Below are 1,511 nucleotides of genomic sequence, written 5' to 3'. Positions count from 1 at the left end.
CGGCAATGCCGCGCAGTTAAGCGCGTGACTGGTGTGGCAAGTGTGACACGCCGCGTGGGGTACCAGTAGGACAGCGGAACTCCCGGTATCGATGGATTGTCCGTCCAAAGACACCATCACACCAGGGAGTTCCGCTGTCTGTTCAGTCTGTCATCTGTCGTGCAGGGCCGGGGCGTGAGGGCCGGTTCGCGCCGGGCCATCTGGGCGAGTTGACCCAGATCGTGTCTGCTGACCTCGTCGATGCCGCTTTGCAGACCACCGGCGGTGTGCAGCGACGTGTTCGGGTGCTGCCATCGAGGGTCGTGGTCTACCTGTTGCTAGCCGGGGCGTTGTTCGCCGAGATCGGCTACCAGCAGGTCTGGGCGCGGCTGGTCGCCGGCCTGGATCCTGCCGCTGTGGCCGCCCCGGGTTCCTCGGCACTGTCACAAGCATTCCGACGTGTCGGCGTGGCGCCGCTGCGCGAATTGTTCACCCTGCTGCGCGGCCCGGCTGTCGGCGCGGCGCGCTGGCATGGGTTGTTGGTCTGTGCGATCGACGGCACCACGATGTTCGCGCCCAACAGCGACGCCAACGCCGCAGCGTTCGGCCGCCAAACCGGCCGACCCGACGCCGAGTCCGGGTATCCGATGCTGCGCCTGCTGACGGTGGTGGCGTGTGGCACCCGCACCGTCATCGATGCCGTGTTCGGCTCCTACCGGGTCGGCGAAATCACCTACGCCCCAACGCTGTTGCGCTGCCTGAAACCAGACATGCTGCTGCTGGCCGACCGCAACTTCGCCGTTACCGCCCTGGCCGAACAGATCGTGGCAGCCCACGCCGACCTGTTGATCCGCTGCAAAGACACCAGGGTGCTGCCCCCAATCAAACGCCTGCCCGACCGCACCTGGCTGGCACGGATGGGAGCGGTGACCGTGCGGGTGATCGACGCCCACATCAACGTGCGACTCGACGGCGGGACAACCCGCTGCGGTCACTACCGCCTGGTCACCACACTGCTCGACGAAACACAGTATTCCGCAAACGAATTGGTCAACCTGTACCACCAACGCTGGGAGATCGAAACCAGCTATCTGGAACTGAAATCAACCATCCTGGGCGGACGCGTACTGCGCGCGGGGACCCCCGCCGGCATCACCCAAGAGGTCTACGCACTACTGATCACCTACCAGGCCCTGCGCACCGCCATCGCCGATACCAGCTTGGCCCACCCCACCATCAGCCCCGACCGGCTCAGTTTGACCGTGGCCCTGCACGCCGCCCGTGACCAGGTCATCCATGCCGCCGCCACGATTACAGCGACCACCGTCGATCTGATCGGCCGCATCGGAGCAGCCGTCCTCAACCAGCCACTACCGGCCCGACGATCACGCTCCAGCCCCCGAGTGGTCAAACGAGCCATCTCCAAACACCGAGCCAAAGGCGCCATCGACCGCACCAACTACACAACCACCATCACCATCGAAATCCTCGACGGTTGACAACAGGCCGCCCACGCTAACTGCGCGGCATTG

General features: G+C 65.2%; 1 protein-coding gene. It reads left to right on the top strand.

The genetic code is table 11. The features are described 5' to 3' along the window. Positions 1 to 95: 95 nt before the first annotated feature. Positions 96 to 1,478, top strand: coding sequence for an IS4 family transposase (locus tag BKG60_RS13630; RefSeq protein ID WP_318263478.1), 1,383 nt, complete (start codon positions 96 to 98; stop codon positions 1,476 to 1,478). The last annotated feature ends 33 nt before the right edge of the window (positions 1,479 to 1,511 follow it).

This window comes from Mycobacterium syngnathidarum, assembly GCF_001942625.1.
GTDB lineage: Bacteria > Actinomycetota > Actinomycetes > Mycobacteriales > Mycobacteriaceae > Mycobacterium > Mycobacterium syngnathidarum.
The sequence above is the reverse complement of the archived record's forward strand: the minus strand, read 5'-3'. Positions and strand labels throughout refer to the sequence as shown.